Below are 17,276 nucleotides of genomic sequence, written 5' to 3' on the forward strand. Positions count from 1 at the left end.
GCCACCGGCAAATCACCCTTTCATCATTCCTGTGGGGAGAGGAGTGTCCGGTAGGAGTTCGACACATGGGCATGAGTGAAAGAGACGCGCTTAATCTCTGGCGGCGGGCCCTGTCTTCCTATGTGCGGACATCCGATGGCGATCTGACCGCCCGGCAACAGGCGATCCTCATGACGGTGGCCCTCTCTGCGGGGCCGCACACCGTTCGCGGCCTTGCCGCAGACCTCGACCTCGCCAAGCCCGCCGTGACGCGCGCACTCGATGCACTGGAGAAGGCCGGCTTCGTGCGCCGCCGCCGGGACGAAAACGATCTGCGCAGCGTGCTTATCGAACGGACCGTCGAGGGCATGACCTGGCTGCGTGATTTCGCGGACCTTATCATCGCCGCCGAGAGAGGCGAAGAAGGCCGGCCAGCGGTTAACAAAGCGACACTGGACAAGGGGCTGGCCGCCTGATTGAGGTAGCCCTGTGCCAGACTTCAATGATCCCCGGTTGAGCCCGCCGCGTGACGGGCGCGGCTTGCAGATGCAGGTGACGGCCAGTGTGGCGTCACTCCGCGATGCCCCTGTGGCTGACGCTGAGATGGTGACGCAGGCCCTTCACGGCGAAACCGTCAGCCTGATCAGGGAAGAGGGGGACTTCGCCCTCGTTCAGCTGGACCGCGACCGCTATGTCGGCTGGACTCGGATGGCCGGGCTGAGCGATGAGGTGACGATGCCTACGCATCGCGTCTCTGCGCTGCGCACCTATATATATTCGAAGCCGCACCTGAAATCCGCGCCGCATGGGCTGATCTCCATGGGAAGCCGTCTTACGGTGACGGGCGAGGAGAATGGCTTCCTTCGGACATCGCGCGGCGGGTGGGTCACATCCGGTCATGCTGCGCCTCTTGATGAGGCAGAAGATGATCCCGCTGCGGCGGCCGCGCGTTTTCTGCATACGCCTTATCTCTGGGGCGGGTGCGAGAGCCTCGGCCTTGACTGCACCGGGTTGACCCGGGCGGCCTTCGAAGCCTGCGGCGTCACGCTGCCGCGCGACAGCGACATGCAGTTTGCCTGGTGCGGGGAGGCCATAGCAGACTGGACGGCGCCCGGGGCCTTGCGCCGCAATGACCTGGTTTTCTGGAAGGGCCATGTCGGCATCATGCTGGACGCGGCAGTGCTGCTTCACGCCAATGGCTATCATATGGCGGTTGCGCAGGAGCCCCTCTCGGAGGCGATTCCAAGGATCGCAAAAGAATACGGCGAGCCCACAGGGGCCCGCCGTATCGATATCTTGCTTGAAAGAGGTCGCGTGCCAGACTGGCTGGCGGATGGCCGGAACAGCTAGCGCCTATTCCTCGTTTTCAGGTTCGATCGTGTCGAGATCGTCTTCTTCCGAAAGAGTAGAGTCGGGGGCCATCTCGACTTCGCTGGCATTGCCCTCAGCTTGAGAATCCTCATCGTCGACGACGTCCTGGGTCTCGATGACACCCGTCGCCTCGGTCGGTGAATCTTCGACCGTTTCGGACTCCAGCGTGTTTTCGACAGCTTCACCTTCGCCCTCTGCGGCTGCGTCGGTCGCTTCGCCTTCACTTTCGCCTTCTGCCGCAGCGCCGCCTTCTTCCTCTTCAGGAAGCGGTTCCGGGAAGGCCGGGGCGTTCGGCGTATTCTGCGCAAGATAGGCGATCACATTGGCGCGCTCATCGTCGCGGCGAAGACCGGCGAAGGCCATGGACGTCCCGCGGATATAGGAGGAGGGGTTCTCCAGCCAGTGGTCGATATTCTCATAGTTCCAGGTTTCGCCGGAGGTCGCCTGCATGGCGGAGGAATAGCCAAAGCCCGGCATGTGGGCGTGGCTGGCCCCGATGATGCCATGAAGGTTCGGACCGGTACCGTTTGCGCCGCCATCTGCGATGGTGTGGCAGGTGGAACACTTGGCCTGGAAGGTCCGCTCCCCATTGGACGGGTCTGCCGCGGCGAGCAGGGCGCCAAGGTCATAGACCTCTTCCTCGGCTTCGCCGCCGGCCCCGCCGGTCTCAGCAATCTCGGTATAATAGTTGAAACGGCTCTGGGCCCATTCATTCAGGCTCTGTTCCTCTTCGCCATGATGGCCACCCTCGCCAGAGGAGAAAACCATGTCCGAAAGGGTCTGGAGACCCATGACGCCGAGAACAACAGCGAGAAGTGCGCCGAATACCTTGTTCCAGAAGAGATCGCCCATCGGGATCATCCTTGTGTCTGTAATCAGTCTTTGCGCGCCTTCTGGCACGCTATCGAGTCGCTGGCAATATAAGCGGATGTGTTGAAGGATGCGCGGGCGAATACAGCGGCGAAAGGGCGCAGGGGGGCGTCATGGCTGCGCGCGGCATCTATTGCCACAGGGCTTGCCAAATGCTCGCGCCTCCCGCATGGCAGGCCGCTGTTTCTGCCACAAGCGACAAGTCAGGACGAGGACACGCCATGGAAACGCGAACAGGCCGTATCGCCTATCAAGGCGAACCGGGAGCCAATTCCCATATTGCGTGCAATGAGACCTTTCCCGGAATGGAGGCGGTCGCCTGCAAGACGTTTGAGGATGTCCTGTCGCTGGTTGAGCGCGGCGAAGCCGACCTTGCCATGATCCCGGTGGAGAACACGATTGCCGGGCGCGTTGGCGATATCCACCACCTCCTGCCCGGAACGACGCTGCATATCATCGCCGAACATTTCATGCCGATCCGCTTTCAGCTCATGGCCCTGCCGGGGGTGAAGCTGGAGGAGGTGAAGCGCGCCCATTCGCATATCATGGCGCTTGGCCAGTGCCGGGCCTTCATGCGAGAGCACGGCATCGATCCCGTCGTCGCCGCCGACACGGCAGGTGCGGCCCGTATTGTCCGCGACCTCGGCGACCCGGAAACGGCGGCGATTGCGCCGGAACTGGCTGCAGAGGTCTATGGGCTCGACATCCTCGCCCGCGACATTGAGGACGCAGAGCATAATACGACCCGCTTCCTCATCATGGCGCCCGAGCCGCTGGAACATGAAGATGTCGGCGCAGGCGCCGTGACATCCTTCCTATTCCAGGTGCGCAATATCCCGGCCGCGCTCTATAAGGCGATGGGCGGCTTTGCGACCAATGGCGTCAACATGACCAAGCTTGAGAGCTATCAGATCGACGGCTCCTTCACGGCCACACAGTTCTATGCCGAGATCGAGGGCCATCCTGATGAGCGGCGCGTGCAGCTGGCGCTGGAGGAGCTTGGCTTCTTCTCGACCTCGCTGAAGATCATGGGCGTCTTTCCCGCCAATGAGGCGCGATACCGCCACCGATAGGCGCGGCGCCTAGTGCTTCCAGACGATTTCGCTGTCGCTATAGCCCTGGAAATATAGCGCGGCCGTCAGGTCGGTGACCTTGATCGCGCAGTCCGAAGCGGCGGCGACGACGGGTTTTGCGCGGTAAGCTATACCAAGACCGGCTGCCTCTATCATGGCAAGGTCATTGGCGCCGTCGCCCATGGCGAGCGCGCCGGAAACCGGGATATCGAGGCTTCTTGCTTCTTCCTGCAGGGCGGACAGTTTCGCTTCGCGCCCGAGGATGGGCTCGCCCACCTTTCCAGTGAGTGCGTTGCCATCATCGAGCAGTGTATTGCCGCGATGGGCATCAAAGCCTGCAGCTTCGGCGATACGGGAGGTGAAGAAGGAAAAGCCGCCCGAGACCAGAACGCTGCGCGCACCCTCTGCTTTCATGGTGGCAATGAGCGTCTTTGCGCCGGGCGTCAGCGTGATGCGCTCACGGTGGCATTGTTCGAGTGCGCTGAGGTCCAGACCCTTGAGTTTGCCGACCCGTTCGGTGAGGGCCGCCTCGAATTCAAGCTCGCCGCGCATGGCGCGTTCGGTGATCTGCGAGATTTCGGCCTTGAGCCCGGCAAAATCAGCGAGTTCATCCAGACATTCCTGCTGGATGATGGTGGAATCCATATCGCAGATAAGCAGGCGCTTTCGGCGGTCTTCGGTCGACGTGATGCAGATGTCTGCCTCGCCCTCGAATTCAGCCTCGAGCGCCTTGCGGACCGCCTGGCTGTCCTCGAAATTGCCGGCCTGTTCGATGGCTGTGAATTCACGCTCCCCGCTCAGCATGCGGACGGGTGCGCGTGCGCCGTCAGTGGCGGAGGCCAGCACGGATTCCAGCCTGTCTCCAATGTGTTGCAGGCTCTTGTCTGCCCGTGCGACGATGACCGCCACATGGGCAAAGTCAGTGGTTTTTCTATCCATTGCGGCGGTCCTTACTTAACCTTCACAGAGAGAGTCCTTACGTCTAAACGCATGAAACCCGCAATCTTGATCCATGGACCAACAGCGAGCGGCAAAACAGCGCTGTCGATCAGCGTTGCCCGCAAGTTCGATGGCGAGATCGTGAATGCCGATTCCATGCAGGTCTATGACAGACTGAAGGTGATTTCAGCCCGCCCCTCTGAAGAAGAGATGGAAGGCGTGCCGCATCATCTGTTCGGCCATGTGCCGGTCGATACGCGATTTTCGACGGGCGAGTGGCTGGAGCAGGCACGGGCAGTGATCGAGGATATACAGAAGCGCGACAAGACCGCCGTGGTTGTGGGCGGTACGGGCCTTTACCTGCTGGCGCTGACCGAAGGGCTTTCCGATATCCCGCCCGTGCCCGAGGAAACCCGCCACGAAGTGCTGGAGATCGCCAAGGCCGAGGGCGTGCGCGGCCTCAAGATCCGCCTGCAGGTGGTCGACCCGGACGCGGCCGCGCGCATTGACGACAATGACCGCCAGCGGCTGACCCGCGCCTATGAGGTCTGGCTGGCGACCGGCCGGCCGCTGACCAGCTTCCAGAACAACAAGACAAACCAGGTCCTGAACCCTGATGAATGGCTGGGTGTGGCGCTTACCCCGCCGCGCTCCAAGCTCTATTCGCGTATCGACCGCCGGTTCGAAGGCATGCTGATGGAGGGCGCCATGGAAGAGGCGCGTGAGCTCGACCGGCTCGGCATCGATCCGGAGCTGCCGGCCATGAAGGCGCATGGCATGCCCTGGCTGACGGCCTTTATTCGCGGCGAGATCGACTCGGCCACGGCCGCCGAAAACGCCAAGCGCGACACCCGCCGCTATGCCAAGCGCCAGTTCACCTGGATCGGGCGGCAGTTTCCGTTCTGGCCGCGCATCCCGTCGGCAGAGACAAATATCCGCATGCGGGTCATTTCTGCCCTTTACAAGGAGGTTGACCGCTAGCTTGAGGCACGTTATTGCGGCTTCAGCACCGTGAGGAAACAGTTTTGCGCAATCAGATTGTCGTCGTACTTATCAGCCCGTGACCAGCATCCATTAGATGCTGGCGCGGGTGCGCATGGAAGGGTCTCCAAGGAGGCCCTTTTCTTTTTTGGGCAGGACCGCCCGGACACAGAAGTGATTTAGTAAACCAGGCAAAGAGCAGATCATGGATACCCATACCCTGACAGATACGCAGACCACGAAGCGCACGATGACCGGTGCGGAGATCGTCGTCACGGCGCTGAAGGAACAGGGGGTCGACACGATGTTCGGCTATCCCGGCGGGGCGGTTCTACCGATCTATGACGCGCTCTATTCAGAGGATTCCATCCGCCACATCCTGGTGCGCCATGAGCAGGGCGCCGGCCATGCCGCCGAAGGCTATGCCCGCTCCACCGGCAAGTGCGGCGTGGCACTGGTGACCTCCGGGCCCGGCGCGACGAATATGGTCACCCCGATCACCGACGCGATGATGGACTCCATTCCGATGGTCGTCATTACCGGCCAGGTGCCCAGCCACCTCATCGGGACGGACGCCTTCCAGGAGTGCGACACGGTGGGGATCACGCGCTGCTGTGCCAAGCACAATTATCTCGTCACTGATGTGGACGATCTTGCCCATACGATCCACGAAGCGTTCCTGATCGCCACGTCAGGGCGTCCGGGGCCTGTGGTCATCGATATCCCGAAGGACGTGCAGTTCGCGACGGGCCCCTATATCGGCAAGGAAGGCGTCTACAAGCCGACCTACCAGCCGAAGACCGAGCCGAGCGACCACGCCATCCGCGACGCGCTGGACATGATGGCGGCGGCGCGCCGGCCTGTCTTCTATACAGGTGGCGGCGTGATCAATTCCGGGCCGGAAGCCTCGAAGCTGCTGCGGGAGCTGCAGGCAGCGACCGGCTTTCCGGTGACCTCCACGCTGATGGGGCTCGGCGCCTTCCCGGCAGGCCATGAGGACTGGCTGGGCATGGTCGGCATGCATGGCGCCTATGAAGCCAATAATGCCATGCATGACTGCGATCTCATGATCTGCATCGGGGCGCGTTTCGATGACCGCGTGACGGGCAAGGTCTCGGCCTTCTCCCCCGGCTCACGCAAGATCCACATCGATATCGACCCCTCCTCGATCAACAAGATCATCCGCGTCGACGTGCCGGTGGTCGCCGACTGCAAGGCGGCGCTGCAAGCGCTGCTCGGTGGCTGGAAACGCCGCAAGCTGGCAAAGCCGGACATCGAGGACTGGAAAGAGCAGATCGCGAAGTGGAAGGCGGTCGATTGTTTCTCCTATCCGCCGAACAATGGCGCGATCCGCCCGCAATATGCCGTCGAGCGGCTCTATGAGCTGACCAAGGATCGCGACACCTATATCTCCACCGAAGTTGGCCAGCACCAGATGTGGGCCGCCCAGCACTATCATTTCGAGGAGCCGAACCGCTGGATGACCTCGGGCGGCCTCGGCACGATGGGCTACGGCCTGCCGGCGGCGGTCGGCATCCAGGCAGCGCATCCGGGCAGCCTCGTCATCGACATTGCCGGCGAAGCCTCGGTCCAGATGGTCATGCAGGAAGTCTCGACCGCTGTGCAGCACAAGCTGCCGATCAAGGTCTTCATTCTCAACAATGAATGGATGGGCATGGTGCGCCAGTGGCAGGAACTGCTGCACGGTGAGCGCTATTCGCATTCCTATTCAGAAAGCCTGCCGGACTTTGTGAAACTCGCCGAAGCCTATGGCGCCAAGGGCATCCAGTGTTCTGACCCGGCTGAACTTGACGCGAAGATCCTGGAAATGATCGACCATGACGGGCCGGTGATCTTTGATTGCCTGGTGGAAAAGGCGGAGAACTGCCTGCCCATGATCCCGTCGGGCGCGCCGCACAATGAGATGATCCTCGGCAAGATTTCGGGCGACGAGATCGGCGAAGACGGCCGCAGGATGGTGTGAGGCGATGATTTTTCAGGCATCCAGACATAGCTGGCTTGAGACGCCGGCCATGAGGTTTCTCTTTGCGGATCGGGCAGCTATAGGCCGCCTCATCCTGAGCCTGTCGAAGGATGAAGCCGTCACGCCCAACACCGCAGGAGCCCGCGCATGAGCAAGGAACCCATCCCCGCCAGCGCCTATGACATGGATCATGCCGAGGAGGCTGAAGAGCGCCGCACGCTGGCCATCCTGGTCGACAATGAGCCGGGCGTCCTGGGACGCGTCGTCGGCCTCTTCTCGGCGCGGGGCTATAATATTGAGAGCCTGACCGTCGCTGAGGTGGATCGCGGCAAGCACCGCTCGCGCATCACCATCGTGACGACCGGCACGGCCCATATGCTGGAGCAGATTGAGGCGCAGGTGCTCCGGCTCGTGCCCGTCGCGGCTGTCATCGACATTACCAAGTCCAAGCGCGGCATCGAGCGTGAGCTGGCGCTGGTCAAGGTGGCCGGCAAGGGCGAACCCCGCGTCGAGGCGCTGCGTATCGCGGAAATCTTCCGCGCCCGCGTGATCGATACGACCAATGAGAGCTTCATCTTCGAGATCACCGGCGCGTCGGAAAAGATCGACCAGTTCACCGACCTGATGGAGCCGCTCGGTCTTGTCGAAGTGAGCCGCACAGGCGTGCTGTCTATCCGGCGCGGGAAGGATGCGGGATGATCAGGTGCGGTCTAATGATCTGCCTTTACGCTGGTTTCGCGCTTTCAGGCGTTGCGCAAGGTGAGCAAGTCTACGATCCGCGCGATCACCTTCCAGATCAACTCAGCGAGGTACTGGATTTCGAGCCATTCACAAAAGGTGGGCCATCGAACAAGGAGCATGGGTGGTCGGCGCGGGCTATCTGTATTTTCCCCGAGACATCGTTTGCAGACAGTCTGGATAAGCAGCTCGCATATCTTTCGTGTCTTAGGAACACGGCGAGAGCCGTTCAGAGAGCCGTCGGACATGAATTCATGCCAATGGCAAATGATAGCAGTCCCGGTGTTTTCGAGCCGACTGACAGGTTGCGCGGTGCCCGTGTCGTGCAGCCCAGCCAGGTAAGGAGTGTCTCCGGGTTCTGGAGTTATCGCCTTCATATCGAGGATGGGCGCTGGTTACTTGACACCCGTGGTATATCAACGGCCCCCCGATACGATGAAGCAGGTAGAATTCTTAGAAACGACTGCCGGACGGAGCGTGAATTGTCGTCTCGCGAGATTAAACTTTTAGTAGATGCCGCCCCGTCTGCATTTGCCGACAGCATGATCGGCGGCTCGGGTCTTTGTTTGGATGGGGCGCCGACATTCACGGAGGTTTCGTATGTCGATCATTCGGGCGCGGGCGACCCTCCGACCAAATCTGCAATCTACATTAGGGAGTGTGGCGTTGATGACGGCGTCAGTCGCTTCAGCCAGACCATGATAACTCTCGGCGAACAATCCGTTGATTTACGCACCTGTATTTGGGCTCCCGATCAGCCGGATACAAATTCGCCGAGCGACTGAGATATTTGACGATTCAAGAGGACCAAGGAGTAACCCACAGTGAAAGTCTATTACGAGCAGGATGCCGATCTCGGCCTGATCCAGAAGAAAAAAGTTGCCGTCATCGGCTATGGCAGCCAGGGGCACGCCCATGCGCTGAACGCACGCGATAGCGGCGTCACCGATATTGTGGTGGGCCTTCAGGAAGGCTCTTCCAGCCGCAAGAAGGCAGAGGCCGAGGGCCTGAAAGTGATGACCCCGGCAGAAGCTACCAAATGGGCCGATGTCGTGATGATCCTGATCCCGGATGAGAAGCAGTCCGTACTCTGGGCCAACGAGATCGAGCCGCACATCCGCGATGGCCAGCACATCATGTTCGGCCACGGCTTCAACATCCACTACAACCTCATCCGCCCGTCGGCGAATGTCGACGTGTCGCTCTCGGCGCCGAAAGGCCCGGGCCACACGCTGCGTGACCAGTATCAGCGCGGCTTCGGCCTGCCGGGCCTCGTCGCCATTCATCAGGACGCGACCGGCACGGCCAAGGACGTGGCGCTCTCCTATTCGAAAGCCATCGGCAACACCCGCGCTGGCGTTATCGAAACCAGCTTCCGCGAAGAGACCGAAACCGACCTCTTCGGCGAGCAGGCCGTGCTCTGCGGCGGTATTGTCGAGCTGATCAAGGCGGGCTTCGAGACGCTGGTCGAGGCGGGCTATGCCCCCGAAATGGCCTATTTCGAATGCCTTCATGAGACCAAGCTTATCGTCGACCTCATCTATGAGGGCGGCATTGCAAACATGAACTACTCCATCTCCAACACTGCCGAGTTCGGTGAGTATGTTTCCGGTCCGCGCGTTGTGACCTCTGAGACGAAGGCAGAGATGAAGAAGGTTCTGGAAGACATCCAGGATGGCACCTTTGCCCGCAACTGGGTTCTGGAAAACCAGGCCGGCGCGCCGGGCTTCCACGCCAAGCGGGCCCGCATGAACTCCCATCTCATCGAGGAAGTCGGTGAGAAGCTGCGCGGCATGATGCACTGGGCGCAGAATGACCGCCTGGTGGACAAGTCCCGCAACTAGGCTTGGATGACGCCTTTCTCAGCGCCCTCGCGGGGCTGCCGTCTGGCTATAGCCGGGGCAGCTATCGCGGGGGCCAGTGGGGCGTAACGGTGGAACGGTCCAGCGACGGGCGCCGGCTGAAGCTTTTCGGCGAGGCGCTTGGCGACAGTGACCATGTCAGCTTCAACCTCTACCATGTCGGCGGGCGGCCGCGCCTGAAACCCTGCGAAATGCCGAAAGAGAAAGTTATTTCTTTCGTTCTTGGTTATAAGCCCCTGCAGGATCTGTAGGGATTGCCCATGAGCGATAGCCAGCCGCGTCCGCCGCACATGATTCACCAGCTCGGGCGGGAACTGGTCTTCCTCGTCGCGCCGCCTGTATTTGCTGCCGTCACGGCGCTCTCCGGCCTGATCGTTCTGGCCGCGCTCATGATCCCGGGGCAGGTGTCTCGGGTGCCGTTCGATCTGCCTCTGCCTCTTCTGGAGGCCTCCCACTTTGTTTCTTCCATTGTCGGCACAGCCCTGCTGATCCTGTCGCTTGGCATTCGCCAGCGGCTACACAGCGCCTGGGTCATGGCGCTTGTGGCCTTTATCCTGCTGGCTGGTCTCAGCCTTGTGGCGGGGCGCGATGTCCTGCTGGCGATTGCGCTCGGCGTGGCGGCGCTTGGCCTCTTCGCCGCGCGTCCGGCTTTCTATCGCAGCGGCGCGCTCTCGCGGATATGGCTGTCGCCGCAACGTCTCTCGATCCTCATCCTCATGCTGGCCGGCCTCGCCTGGCTCGGCTTCTTTGCCTATCGCAATGTCGCCTATCGCGATGATCTCTGGTGGACTTTCGCGCTGGATTCGGACGTATCGCGCTTCTTCCGTGCGCTTGTCGTCATGTCGGTGACGATGGTGCTCTTCTTCTTCTGGCGTCTGCTGCAGCCGCCAGCGGCCCCCCCGCCAGCAGGAAATGACGCCTCAGCTGGAGGCGCGCATTGCCGCCGTGACGAACGGCGCAGAGACCCCGCAGCCGGAGGCAGCCCTCGCCTGGCTGTCGGACAAGCGGTTCGAATTCTCGGAGGATGGGCGGGCCTTCATCATGTACGGCGTGCGGGGTCGGAACTGGATCACAATGGGCCCGCCCATGGGACCGGAAGACGCCAGCCGCACGCTCGCCTTTGCGATGAAACGCAAGGCGGACCGCGCGAATGCCAATCTTGTCTTCTACGCGGTGCCGACAGGCTTCCTGCCCGTGGCGCTCGATCTCGGCCTTGTGGCGCGCAAGATTGGCGAGACGGCCATTCTGCCGCTTGAGGACTTCTCGCTGGAAGGTCCGGCGCGCGCCAAGCTGCGCCATGCGGTCAACCGTCTGAACCGGGAGGGCGGGCGTTTCGAGGTTCTTCCCGTCGGGGCCTTCGATGCCCATCAGGAGGAAATGCGGCGCGTTTCCGATGCCTGGCTCAACCACCATGCGGGCGAGGAGAAAGCCTTCACGCTGGGCCGCTTTGATCCCGATTATCTGCGCCGGTTTCCCATCGCTTCCATCTGGCAGGACGACAGGCTCTGGGCCTTTGCCAATGTCTGGCGGTCCGGCGATGGCAAGGCGCTCTCCATCGATCTTATGCGGGTCGCGCCAGACGCGCCGCCAGCGGTGATGGATGCCCTGTTCGCAGAGCTTGCGATATGGGGGAGAGACGAGGGCGCGAAAACGCTCGATCTTGGCATGGCGCCGCTCTCCGGGCTGGCGTCCGAGAGAGAGGCCAACGCGCTCGCAAGGCTGGGCAATTTCATCTATGCGCATGGCGGTGAGGTCTACGGGTTTGACGGGCTTCGCCGGTATAAGGAGAAGTTCCAGCCCGACTGGCAGCCGCTCTATCTCTGCGGTCCGGAGCGTCAGAACCTTGCCTTCGCGCTGGCCGATGTCGCGCTTCTTACAAGCGGTGGGTTGAGAGGCCTGCTGAAGCGTCCCTCCAGCAGCTGAGCATGGGTGCCGCAGGGCGCAGCGGCGTCTTGAGTTCGCCATGATCGCGCGTCACGCTTGCGGCTTCCTCCAGAAGGGATTTCACGACATGCGCTTTCCGTTCCTGACCGCGCCGCTCCTTGCCCTGTCCTTCGCGGCTCCGGCGGGGGCCGAGATCGCGCCGGGCCTCTGGTCCTATCAGGCGCAATATGCGCTCGGCCCCATCCCGATGAAGGATAGCGGGACCTATTGCGTCGATCCGGACATGGCGAGCCGCTCGCTGGATGCGCTGTTCAATGAGATCAACGACAATTGCAAGATTGCCTCGAGTGAGGGCGGCGCGGCGGGCTATAAGTTCACGCTCGTCTGTCAGGGTGGGCCGGATGGCGCGCTGGATGGCCGTCTTCAGGTCGGGAATGGCGAGGCCGCGCTCAGCGCGTCTGGCTGGACAGGGACCGCGCAGGAAAACGTGCCGGTCCTGCTGCAGGCGACGGCGCGCCGGATCGGGCCCTCCTGCTAGACGGCGGTGGAAGATCGTGCGGCGAGGACGTCCAGTGGTTTGAAAACGCCCAGACTGTTCAATCCCGCCGATTTCACGGAACTGTACTTTGACAGGGCGCGCGCCCTGGCTAATGGGTTGTCACAATGGCCAAATTCATTCCTGTCGAGACGTTCGACCTCATCATTTTCGGGGGCACGGGCGACCTCAGTCAGCGCAAGCTGCTGCCCGCGCTCTATCACCGCTATGCCGACGGGCAGATCCCCGCGGAGTCGCGCATTGTCGGGGTCTCCCGCACGGAGATGTCGGATGAAGAATTCCGCGCCTTTGCCTTCGAGGCGTGCGAGGCGCATACCAAGGACCCCATCGACAAGGATTGCTGGGCCGCGTTCGAAAAACTGCTCAGCTTCGCAACGCTCGATGCCACGGACCCGTCCGCGGACTGGTCGGGCCTGAAGGCGCGTCTGGGCGACGATGACCGGCCGGCGATCTTCTATCTTGCGGTGACGCCGAAAATCTATGTGCCGATCTGTGAGGCCATCGGGAAAGCGGGGCTTGCTGATGGCGATGCGCGTGTCGTGCTGGAGAAGCCCATCGGCACCGATCTGGAGTCCGCTCGCACGATCAATGCCGGTGTCGGCGAGGTCTTCAGCGAGGACCGCATCTACCGGATCGACCATTATCTCGGAAAGGAGACGGTGCAGAACCTCCTCGTGCTTCGCTTTGGCAATACGCTGTTCGAACCGCTCTGGAACCGCACGGCCATCGATCACATCCAGATCACCGTGTCCGAGAATGTAGGCGTCGGCGACCGGGCCGGGTATTATGACAGTGCAGGGGCGGTGCGCGACATGCTGCAGAACCACCTTCTGCAGCTTCTCTGCCTCATCGCGATGGAGCCGCCAAACTCCATCAATGCCGATGAGATCCGGACCGAAAAGATCAAGGTTCTGAATGCCCTGCGTCCGATGGAGGCCAAATGCGTCGGTGAGGATACGGTACGCGCGCAGTATGGTCCCGGCACGGTCGGCGGCGAGAAGGTCAAAGGGTATCTTGAAGAGCTGGAAGACGGAGAAAGCGACACAGAAACCTTTGTCGCGGTGAGGGCCTGGGTCGACAATTGGCGCTGGGCGCGCGTGCCGTTCTATCTTCGCACCGGCAAGCGGATGCGTACCCGCCATTCTGAAATCGTGGTGCAGTTCCGCGAGGCCCCGCATGCCATGTTCGGCGAGGATCAGGCCCATTCCAACCGCCTCATCATCCGCCTTCAGCCCGATGAGGGCGTGCAGCTCTATGTCCAGATCAAGGAGCCGGGGCCTGGCGGTCTGCGGGTGCAGTCGCTGCCGCTGAACCTCTCCTATGCTGAGACGTTTCAGGTGAGATACCCCGATGCCTATGAGCGCCTGCTCATGGATGTGGTGCGTGGCAATCTCGCCCTGTTCATGCGGCGCGAGGAGGTCGAGGAAGCCTGGGAATGGGTGGACGGCCTGCTGGAAAGCTGGTCGGCGGCCAATACGCCCGTTTTCACCTATTCCGCCGGGCTGGAGGATGGCCCGGTTGAGGCGCGCATGCTGCTGCGCCAGGACGGGCGCGACTGGTGGAGCAATGGCAAATGACAACCCTGCACCCGAAAATTGAGGAAGTGACAGAGCGGATCGAGAAGCGGTCCGCCGAAACACGCGCGACTTATCTGGAGCTGATCCGCGGCCGCAAGCCTGACGGCTTTGCGCGCCAGAAACTGGCGGATGGCAACCTCGCCCATGCTTCTGCAGGGTGCGCGGTCATGGACAAGACGCAGCTTCTCGGCGCCAACTGGCCGAATATCGGCGTCATCACCGCCTATAATGACATGCTCTCGGCGCATGCGCCCTATGAGCATTATCCCGAGATCATCCGCGATGCGGCCCGGAAGGTGAATGCGACCGCGCAGGTGGCGGGCGGCGTGCCAGCGATGTGCGATGGCGTCACACAGGGCCAGCAAGGCATGGAGCTATCGCTCTTCTCGCGCGATGTGATTGCGCTCGCCTCTGCGGTGTCGCTCAGCCACGACATGTTCGATGGCGCGCTGCATCTTGGCATCTGCGACAAGATCGTGCCGGGGCTGATGATTGCGGCGCTGCGCTTCGGCTGGCTGCCGCACATCTTCGTGCCGGGCGGGCCTATGCCCTCGGGCCTGCCAAACCCGGAGAAGCAACGTATCCGGCAGGAATATGCCCTCGGCAATGTCGGTCGCGATGCCCTGCTGAAGGCCGAGGCAGAGAGCTATCACAGCCCCGGGACCTGCACCTTCTATGGCACGGCCAATTCCAACCAGATGCTGATGGAAGTCATGGGGATGCATATCCCCGGCGCCGCATTCGAGAACCCTGGCACACCGCTGCGCGAAGCGCTGACCCGCGCCGCTGTGGAACGGGTCGTGGAGCTGACGGTGAAGCGCGACTACACGCCGATGGGCGAGATGATCGATGCGCGCAGCTGGGTCAACGCGCTGGTCGGTCTGATGGCGACCGGTGGCTCGACCAATCACGCGCTGCATATCCCGGCCATGGCGGCCGCCAGCGGCTATCAGATTGAGCTTGAGGATTTTGAGGAGGTCAGCGCGATCACGCCGCTTCTCTGCCGCATCTATCCGAACGGACCGGCCGATGTGAACCATTTCCAGGCCGCGGGCGGCATGAGCTTCGTGATGAAGGAGCTGCTGGAAGCCGGCCTTCTGAACGGTGAGGCGCGCGGCGTGATGGGCACGATTTCCGATCATGCACGGGAGCCCTGGCTGGACGATGGAAAACTGGCCTTCCGGGATGCACCGGGCGAGAGCGGCGAGATGGATATCGTACGGCCTGCAAGCGATCCGTTCCAGAAAGAGGGCGGCCTTCGCATGCTCAGCGGGCCGCTGGGGCGCGGCGTCATAAAGGTCTCCTCGGTCAAGGAAGACCGCCGCATCATTGAAGCGCCGGCCCGCGTCTTTGACGATCAGGAGGCCTTGAAGGAGGCGTTCAAGGCCGGCGAACTCGACAAGGATTTCATCGCGGTGGTGCGCTTTCAGGGCCCGGCGGCGAATGGCATGCCAGAGCTGCACGCGCTGTCACCGGCCCTCGGTGCGCTGCAGGACAAGGGCTTCAAGGTGGCCCTCGTCACCGATGGACGCATGTCGGGCGCGAGCGGCAAGATCCCTGCCGCCATCCATGTCAGCCCGGAAGCGGCGCGCGGCGGCCCGCTGGCCCGCGTGCAGGATGGCGACATGATCCGGCTGGACGCTGAGAGCGGTGAGCTGGACATCTACTGCGATCCGTCGGTCTTCGAGGCCCGCGAGCCCGCCCAGTACCGCCCGAACATTCAGGGGCAGGGCCTTGGCCGCGAGCTTTTCGGCGCCTTCCGCAACAATGCGAGCCGCCCCGATGCGGGCGGGAGCCTGTTTGAATTCTTCCTGCCACTGCCGGGGACCAGCCATGGCTGATCCTGTTCTTGTTGGCGATATTGGCGGGACGAATGTGAGGTTCGCTGTCGCGCGGGAGGGCTTTGCGGGCCGCCCGATCATCTCTGACGTCTCTGTCATGCCCGGCGATGATTTCAAGATTTTCGATGACGCTTTAACGGTGTACCTCAAGAGATTGGGCAAGGATGCTCCGCACCGCGCGCTGATCGCGCTGGCAGGGCCGGTTCAGCAGGGCCGGGTTACCCTGACCAATCGCGACTGGACTGTCGATACGGCGCGCCTGCAGGAAAACTGCGGCCTCGAGCGGGTGGAGCTGGTCAATGATTACGCGGCCATGGCGCGCTCCATTCCGGAGCTTCCGGAGGATGCATTCCGGCTCATTCATGAAGGTGATGGCGAGCCATCCTCGCGCCAGCCCATACTGGTTTCCGGCCCGGGCACCGGTCTTGGCATGGCGACGCTTATCCCTGCCGAGCCAGCAGGATGGCACGTGCTGACCGGCGAAGGCGGGCATGCGGCCTTTGCGCCGGCGACGCCGCGCGAATGGGCGCTGGCCGAGAAGCTGCGCGAGACCCATCCTTATGTCTCGCGGGAGCTTGTCCTCTCCGGTTCAGGCCTAGATGCGGTCCACAAGGCGCTTTGTGATATCGATGGTGTGAGCTGGCAGAAGACCGCGCCGGCCCGCGTGCTGGAGCTTGCCCGTCAGGGCGATCCGATCTGCCGCGACATCTGTGAGATCAAGGCGCGTGGAACGCTCTATGCGCTGGGCGATGCGGCGCTGATGAACGGCACACGCGGCGGTGTTGTCATTACGGGCGGGGTGGCTGAACAGCTCGCCGACTGGCTGGCTGCGCCTGAGGCCATTGACCGGTTCATGCAACGCGGGCCAATGAGCGACTATATGCGCCCCATACCGATCCGGATCCTGATGTCCGGTGAGGCCGCGCTTATCGGGGCTGCTGCCCTGCAATTCGACGAGGTGCCTGTACGATGAAAACGATGACAGCCTTCCGCGCCGCAATCGAGAAAGCCCCTGTCGTGCCCGTCCTGACCGTGCACGATGTCAGCCATGCAGAGCCACTGGGCGAAGCGCTGGCGCGGGGCGGCCTGACCTCTGTCGAGATCACGCTTCGAACACCAGCCGCGCTGGAAGTCATCCGCCGCATGGGGCAGATGGATAATGACCTGCTCGTCGGGGCGGGCACGATCATCTCCGAAGGAGACGTCGATGCGGCGCTGAAGGCCGGGGCCGATTTCCTCGTGACACCTGGCGCCTCGCCCCTGCTTCTGGAAGCACTTGGCAGCCATGACGGTGTCATCCTGCCCGGCGTCTCGACCGTCAGCGAGGCCATGGCCCGCTTCGATGAAGGCTATGGCGTCGTGAAATTTTTCCCGGCCGAAGCCTCGGGCGGAGTGAATTTCCTGAAGGCACTGGGCGGACCGCTGCCCCATATCGACTTCATGCCGACAGGCGGGGTTACGCCTGAAAATGCCGCCGACTATCTCGCGCTTCGCAATGTGGTGGCTGTCGGTGGGTCATGGATCGCGAGCGCCGACGAGATGGCGAAGGGCGACTGGGATGCGATTGCCGACAAGGCGGCCCATGCGGTGAAGATCGGGCGTGGCGGCTAGGCTTCGAGGC

The 17,276-nt window shown here is 62.3% G+C and carries 18 protein-coding genes; 15 read left to right on the forward strand and 3 right to left on the reverse strand.

Annotated features, from left to right (window positions below; all coding sequences use genetic code 11):
- The first annotated feature begins 71 nt into the window (after window positions 1-71).
- Window positions 72-455 (forward strand): MarR family transcriptional regulator, encoded by a 384-nt coding sequence (locus ABNU55_RS01355; protein ID WP_290752729.1) that lies wholly within the window; start codon window positions 72-74, stop codon window positions 453-455.
- 37 nt (window positions 456-492) lie between these two features.
- Window positions 493-1,329 carry an NlpC/P60 family protein gene (locus ABNU55_RS01360; protein WP_290752732.1) on the forward strand — a complete coding sequence of 279 codons (837 nt, stop codon included), beginning with the start codon at window positions 493-495 and terminating at the stop codon, window positions 1,327-1,329.
- 3 nt (window positions 1,330-1,332) lie between these two features.
- Here ABNU55_RS01360 and ABNU55_RS01365 read toward each other — a convergent pair whose 3' ends face one another.
- Window positions 1,333-2,202, reverse strand: a complete 870-nt coding sequence (locus tag ABNU55_RS01365) for a cytochrome c family protein (RefSeq protein ID WP_290752734.1) — start codon at window positions 2,200-2,202, stop codon at window positions 1,333-1,335.
- Window positions 2,203-2,441: 239 nt separating this feature from the next.
- Here ABNU55_RS01365 and ABNU55_RS01370 point away from each other — a divergent pair, with 239 nt between their 5' ends.
- Window positions 2,442-3,293: a prephenate dehydratase gene (locus ABNU55_RS01370; RefSeq protein WP_290752737.1), complete on the forward strand. Its 852-nt coding sequence runs from the start codon at window positions 2,442-2,444 to the stop codon at window positions 3,291-3,293.
- A 9-nt stretch (window positions 3,294-3,302) separates the two neighbouring features.
- Here ABNU55_RS01370 and serB read toward each other — a convergent pair whose 3' ends face one another.
- Window positions 3,303-4,232 (reverse strand): phosphoserine phosphatase SerB, encoded by a 930-nt coding sequence (gene serB, locus ABNU55_RS01375; RefSeq protein WP_290752740.1) that lies wholly within the window; start codon window positions 4,230-4,232, stop codon window positions 3,303-3,305.
- Between the two features lie 66 nt (window positions 4,233-4,298).
- On the opposite strand from serB, the gene miaA reads away from it, so the two are divergent.
- The 6 genes from miaA (at window position 4,299) to ABNU55_RS01405 (ending at window position 10,048) form a co-directional block, all read left to right on the forward strand.
- A complete protein-coding gene (gene miaA, locus ABNU55_RS01380) occupies window positions 4,299-5,213 on the forward strand; it encodes a tRNA (adenosine(37)-N6)-dimethylallyltransferase MiaA (protein WP_290752743.1) in 915 nt (304 codons plus the stop codon).
- Window positions 5,214-5,418: 205 nt separating this feature from the next.
- On the forward strand, window positions 5,419-7,197 hold the full coding sequence (locus tag ABNU55_RS01385; protein WP_290752746.1) for an acetolactate synthase 3 large subunit: 1,779 nt from the start codon (window positions 5,419-5,421) through the stop codon (window positions 7,195-7,197).
- Window positions 7,198-7,344: 147 nt separating this feature from the next.
- A complete protein-coding gene (ilvN, locus tag ABNU55_RS01390; RefSeq protein WP_290752748.1) occupies window positions 7,345-7,896 on the forward strand; it encodes an acetolactate synthase small subunit in 552 nt (183 codons plus the stop codon).
- Window positions 7,897-7,910: 14 nt separating this feature from the next.
- Entirely contained in the window at window positions 7,911-8,720 is an 810-nt protein-coding gene (locus ABNU55_RS01395; RefSeq protein ID WP_290752751.1) for a hypothetical protein, read from the forward strand.
- A 39-nt stretch (window positions 8,721-8,759) separates the two neighbouring features.
- Window positions 8,760-9,779, forward strand: a complete 1,020-nt coding sequence (gene ilvC / locus ABNU55_RS01400) for a ketol-acid reductoisomerase (RefSeq protein WP_290752754.1) — start codon at window positions 8,760-8,762, stop codon at window positions 9,777-9,779.
- A 2-nt stretch (window positions 9,780-9,781) separates the two neighbouring features.
- Window positions 9,782-10,048 (forward strand): hypothetical protein, encoded by a 267-nt coding sequence (locus ABNU55_RS01405; RefSeq protein WP_290752757.1) that lies wholly within the window; start codon window positions 9,782-9,784, stop codon window positions 10,046-10,048.
- Between the two features lie 264 nt (window positions 10,049-10,312).
- Here ABNU55_RS01405 and ABNU55_RS01410 read toward each other — a convergent pair whose 3' ends face one another.
- Window positions 10,313-10,492 carry a hypothetical protein gene (locus ABNU55_RS01410; RefSeq protein WP_348764195.1) on the reverse strand — a complete coding sequence of 60 codons (180 nt, stop codon included), beginning with the start codon at window positions 10,490-10,492 and terminating at the stop codon, window positions 10,313-10,315.
- Between the two features lie 217 nt (window positions 10,493-10,709).
- Here ABNU55_RS01410 and ABNU55_RS01415 point away from each other — a divergent pair, with 217 nt between their 5' ends.
- The 6 genes from ABNU55_RS01415 (at window position 10,710) to eda (ending at window position 17,266) form a co-directional block, all read left to right on the forward strand.
- Complete coding sequence (locus tag ABNU55_RS01415) at window positions 10,710-11,720, forward strand: phosphatidylglycerol lysyltransferase domain-containing protein (protein ID WP_348764196.1); 1,011 nt, start codon at window positions 10,710-10,712, stop codon at window positions 11,718-11,720.
- Window positions 11,721-11,760: 40 nt separating this feature from the next.
- Window positions 11,761-12,219: a DUF3617 family protein gene (locus ABNU55_RS01420; RefSeq protein WP_290752762.1), complete on the forward strand. Its 459-nt coding sequence runs from the start codon at window positions 11,761-11,763 to the stop codon at window positions 12,217-12,219.
- A gap of 125 nt (window positions 12,220-12,344) precedes the next feature.
- Window positions 12,345-13,814 carry a glucose-6-phosphate dehydrogenase gene (zwf, locus tag ABNU55_RS01425; RefSeq protein ID WP_290752764.1) on the forward strand — a complete coding sequence of 490 codons (1,470 nt, stop codon included), beginning with the start codon at window positions 12,345-12,347 and terminating at the stop codon, window positions 13,812-13,814.
- The gene (edd, locus tag ABNU55_RS01430) at window positions 13,811-15,655 is read left to right on the forward strand and encodes a phosphogluconate dehydratase (protein WP_290752767.1); all 1,845 of its coding nucleotides are present in this window, start codon (window positions 13,811-13,813) and stop codon (window positions 15,653-15,655) included. The genes zwf and edd overlap by 4 nt, the downstream gene beginning before the upstream one ends.
- Window positions 15,648-16,628, forward strand: a complete 981-nt coding sequence (locus ABNU55_RS01435; RefSeq protein WP_290752769.1) for a glucokinase — start codon at window positions 15,648-15,650, stop codon at window positions 16,626-16,628. Before edd ends, ABNU55_RS01435 begins: the two co-directional genes overlap by 8 nt.
- Window positions 16,625-17,266, forward strand: a complete 642-nt coding sequence (eda, locus tag ABNU55_RS01440; RefSeq protein WP_290752772.1) for a bifunctional 4-hydroxy-2-oxoglutarate aldolase/2-dehydro-3-deoxy-phosphogluconate aldolase — start codon at window positions 16,625-16,627, stop codon at window positions 17,264-17,266. Before ABNU55_RS01435 ends, eda begins: the two co-directional genes overlap by 4 nt.
- The last annotated feature ends 10 nt before the right edge of the window (window positions 17,267-17,276 follow it).

The organism is uncultured Henriciella sp. (assembly GCF_964005855.1).
Classification (GTDB): Bacteria; Pseudomonadota; Alphaproteobacteria; order Caulobacterales; family Hyphomonadaceae; genus Henriciella.

Coding starts and splice junctions, on each gene's coding strand:
- ABNU55_RS01355 (WP_290752729.1), top strand. CDS start 72: ATGAGTGAAAGAGACGCGCTTAATCTCTGGCGGCGGGCCCTGTCTTCC.
- ABNU55_RS01365 (WP_290752734.1), bottom strand. CDS start 2,202: ATGGGCGATCTCTTCTGGAACAAGGTATTCGGCGCACTTCTCGCTGTT.
- ABNU55_RS01370 (WP_290752737.1), top strand. CDS start 2,442: ATGGAAACGCGAACAGGCCGTATCGCCTATCAAGGCGAACCGGGAGCC.
- serB (WP_290752740.1), bottom strand. CDS start 4,232: ATGGATAGAAAAACCACTGACTTTGCCCATGTGGCGGTCATCGTCGCA.
- ABNU55_RS01385 (WP_290752746.1), top strand. CDS start 5,419: ATGGATACCCATACCCTGACAGATACGCAGACCACGAAGCGCACGATG.
- ilvN (WP_290752748.1), top strand. CDS start 7,345: ATGAGCAAGGAACCCATCCCCGCCAGCGCCTATGACATGGATCATGCC.
- ABNU55_RS01395 (WP_290752751.1), top strand. CDS start 7,911: ATGATCTGCCTTTACGCTGGTTTCGCGCTTTCAGGCGTTGCGCAAGGT.
- ABNU55_RS01415 (WP_348764196.1), top strand. CDS start 10,710: ATGACGCCTCAGCTGGAGGCGCGCATTGCCGCCGTGACGAACGGCGCA.
- ABNU55_RS01420 (WP_290752762.1), top strand. CDS start 11,761: ATGATCGCGCGTCACGCTTGCGGCTTCCTCCAGAAGGGATTTCACGAC.
- zwf (WP_290752764.1), top strand. CDS start 12,345: ATGGCCAAATTCATTCCTGTCGAGACGTTCGACCTCATCATTTTCGGG.
- edd (WP_290752767.1), top strand. CDS start 13,811: ATGACAACCCTGCACCCGAAAATTGAGGAAGTGACAGAGCGGATCGAG.
- ABNU55_RS01435 (WP_290752769.1), top strand. CDS start 15,648: ATGGCTGATCCTGTTCTTGTTGGCGATATTGGCGGGACGAATGTGAGG.
- eda (WP_290752772.1), top strand. CDS start 16,625: ATGAAAACGATGACAGCCTTCCGCGCCGCAATCGAGAAAGCCCCTGTC.